Origin of the sequence: Candidatus Limnocylindrus sp. (assembly GCF_040397215.1) — a bacterium.
Classification (GTDB): domain Bacteria; phylum Chloroflexota; class Limnocylindria; order Limnocylindrales; family Limnocylindraceae; genus Limnocylindrus.
On record NZ_JBBAWK010000038.1, the window covers coordinates 1 to 3,115 of the forward strand.

Genomic DNA, 3,115 nt, shown 5'->3' on the forward strand with positions numbered 1-3,115 from the left:
CCAGTCTCGCCAAGCTGGGTTACGCCACTGGCGTCGTCGGTAAGTGGCACCTCGGATTGGGCTCGGGCGACGTGAATTGGAACCAGAAGATCGACCCGTCGCCCAATCAGATCGGCTTCACCTATTCCTTCATCATGGCCGCCACTGGCGACCGCGTACCGACGATCTTCGTCGAGGATGGTTCCGTGGTCGGCCTCGACCCCAAGGACCCGATCGAAGTCAGTTATAAGCAGGCTTACCTAGGTGATCCTGACCTGACCACCGATGCCGAACGCGCGAAGCTGAAGATGGATTGGTCGCATGGCCATAACATGGCCCTCGTCAACGGCGTCGGTCGCATCGGCTGGATGAAGGGCGGCAAGGCGGCGCTCTGGAATGACGAGACGATGGGCGACACGTTCTGCGACAAGGCCTGTGGCTTCATCGCGCGTAACAAGGACAAACCTTTCTTGCTCTATTACGCCTCGCATGAGAACCATGTGCCGCGCGTGCACAATCCGCGCTACGCCGGCAAGACCCCGTTGGGCCCGCGCGGCGACGCCGTCGTGGCGTTCGACGACCAGGCCGGCCGCATCCTCGCCGAGCTCGACAAGCACGGCCTCGCCGAGAACACGCTCGTCATCTATTCTTCCGACAACGGTCCGGTGCTCGACGATGGTTATAAGGATAAAGCCGTCGAACTGAATAAGCAGGCCGGCCACACGCCCGCTGGACCTTTCCGAGGCGGTAAATACAGCATCCTCGAAGGCGGTACGCGCGTCGGCTTCATCGCCCGCTGGCCCGGTCATACGCCCGTCGGCCACGTCTCCGATGCCCTGATGTCGCAGGTCGACCTCCCCGCGGTCTTCACGAAGGTCGCCGGTGGCGACCCTGGCGACTTCCTGAAGCTGGATTCCGTCGACACGTCCGCGGCGCTCTCAGGAGGCGCCGGCCGCGAAACCCTGATTTCGAGCACGCAGGGCAATCAGCTTTCCATCCGCGACGCGCGCTGGAAGTTCATTTCCGGCGTCGGCGCTCCCGGTAAGGGCAAGAAGGCGCAGGGGCCGTTGGTCGATCTGCTGGGTAGTGAAGCCGAACAGGCTAGCGATAGTCGCGACCAGTCTGGCCCTCGCCTCTTCGACCTGCAGTCCGATCCTGGCGAGCGCAATAACGTCGCGAAGGATCACCCTGAGATCGTCGCTCGGCTCAAGGCCTTGCTCGACGCGCAGAAGGCCAAGGGCGTGGGCCAGCCGTTACCGAACTAATCGGTCGATTAATTTCGAGTCAGCACCTTCTCCCGACTTGAAGCGGAGGGAGGAAGGGTGATGCTCGGCGCATGAGCCAGACCCCTATCCGAGTCCTTTGCGTCGGCGCCGGCCACATGGGTCGTTCGCACGCGCTCGCTTATCACAAGCTGCCTGGCTTTCAGATCGTCGGCCTTGTGACCCGCTCCGCCGATTCCCGGGCCAAGCTTAACGCCGAACTCGGCGGCGGCTACGCGGAGTACGGCGACTTCCATGCCGCGCTCAAGGCCGCCAAGCCTGATGCGGTCTCGATCTCGAGCTACCCTGACACGCATGCCGAATATGCCGTCGCCGCGCTCGCGGCCGGCTGCCACGTCTTCGTCGAGAAGCCGCTCGCTGTCACCGTCGCCGAGGCCGAGCAGATCGTCGCCAAGGCCAGGGAAGTGAAGCGCAAGGTCGTGATCGGCTACATTCTCCGCCATCACCCGGCCTGGACTCAGTTCATCAAGACCGTCCAGACGCTTGGAAATCCGCTCGTCATGCGCATGAACCTCAACCAGCAGAGCTCCGGGGAGAACTGGAAGACGCACCGCGCACTCATGCAGACCTGTAGTCCGATCGTCGATTGCGGAGTCCATTACGTCGATGTGATGTGCCTCATGACCGGTAGCCGCCCCGTGCGCGTCTCCGGCATCGGCGCGCGTCTGTCCGATGAACTCCCGGCGGGCATGGTCAACTACGGCCAGCTGCAGGTCACCTTCGCCGACGGCTCCGTGGGTTGGTATGAGGCCGGCTGGGGTCCGATGATGTCGGAGGAAGCCTTCTTCGTGAAGGACGTGATCGGGCCCAAGGGCTGCGTCTCTATCGTCGCTGGCAAGGCTTCGCAGCCGGGTAATTCCGCCGACGTCGATTCGCACTCCGCCGCTCAGGCGCTGAAGGTGCATTCCTCGCAGCTCGGCGCCGACGGCAAGTTCACCAAGCCCGACGAGATTGTGCCGACTGATGCCGATCCCGGGCATGACGGGCTCTGCGAGCGCGAGCAGATTTATTTCGAAAAGACCATCCGCGAAGACCTCGACCTCACTGCGCACATGGATGACGCCGTGAATTCGATGCGCATTGTCGCTGCGGCGGACCAGTCGTTCCGCGAAGGTCGTACGATCAATCTCTGAGCGGCGATGGCGCATCCGAACCTCGTCTTCATGGGCGTCTCCGGCTGCGGCAAGAGCACCGTGGCGGAGATGTATGCGCAGCGCACCGGCGCCTCGCTGATCGAGGCCGACGTCTTTCATCCGGCGGAGAACGTCGCCAAGATGAGCGCCGGTACGCCGCTGATGGACGCCGACCGCGCTGGCTGGCTGGCGGCGATGGCCGCACGTCTCGCCGAGGGCAAGGCCCGAAGCGAAGCGATGGTCGTGACCTGTTCGGCCCTGAAGAAAGCCTATCGCGATCGCCTGCGTGAAGGGGACCCTGAGCTCTTCTTCATCTTCCTCGATGGAAGTCAGGAACTTCTGCAGGCACGCATCGATGCGCGTAAGGGGCACTTCATGCCGCCGGGCCTGCTCGGCAGCCAGCTTGCTACCTTGGAGCGTCCGAATCTTGCGACAGAGAAGTGTCTGCACGTCAGCATCAGCCTTTCGCCCGAGCAGATCTGCGCAACGGTCGGTGTGGCGATGCGTCGCTTCGCCTGAAAAGCAGAAGGCCCGCGCGATGGCGGGCCTTCGTTATGGACGTGAACGGGCGCTTACTTCTTCCAGACGACCCTGGACGGCTCGATGACGCTTGTCTTATCGAGGGTCGGGAAGCCTTCCGGGACGGCTAGGCTGACCTTGCCGGTCGCGGCCCATTCGGTGGAGCGGGCGAGGATGGTCTGGAAGCCCACGCAATACAGG

3 protein-coding genes are annotated in these 3,115 nt (G+C 63.3%); all 3 read left to right on the top strand.

Annotated elements, in window-relative coordinates:
• A partial coding sequence (locus AC3LCN_RS05915; RefSeq protein WP_488649143.1) for a sulfatase-like hydrolase/transferase occupies window positions 1–1,244 on the top strand: 1,244 nt, incomplete at its 5' end.
• A gap of 71 nt (window positions 1,245–1,315) precedes the next feature.
• Window positions 1,316–2,395 carry a Gfo/Idh/MocA family protein gene (locus AC3LCN_RS05920; RefSeq protein ID WP_488649144.1) on the top strand — a complete coding sequence of 360 codons (1,080 nt, stop codon included), beginning with the start codon at window positions 1,316–1,318 and terminating at the stop codon, window positions 2,393–2,395.
• A gap of 6 nt (window positions 2,396–2,401) precedes the next feature.
• Window positions 2,402–2,914, top strand: coding sequence for a gluconokinase (locus AC3LCN_RS05925; RefSeq protein ID WP_488649145.1), 513 nt, complete (start codon window positions 2,402–2,404; stop codon window positions 2,912–2,914).
• Window positions 2,915–3,115 lie beyond the last annotated feature (201 nt).

Excerpts from the sequence above, each read along its gene's own strand:
- AC3LCN_RS05925 (WP_488649145.1), top strand. The coding sequence starts at position 2,402 with ATGGCGCATCCGAACCTCGTCTTCATGGGCGTCTCCGGCTGCGGCAAG.
- AC3LCN_RS05920 (WP_488649144.1), top strand. The coding sequence starts at position 1,316 with ATGAGCCAGACCCCTATCCGAGTCCTTTGCGTCGGCGCCGGCCACATG.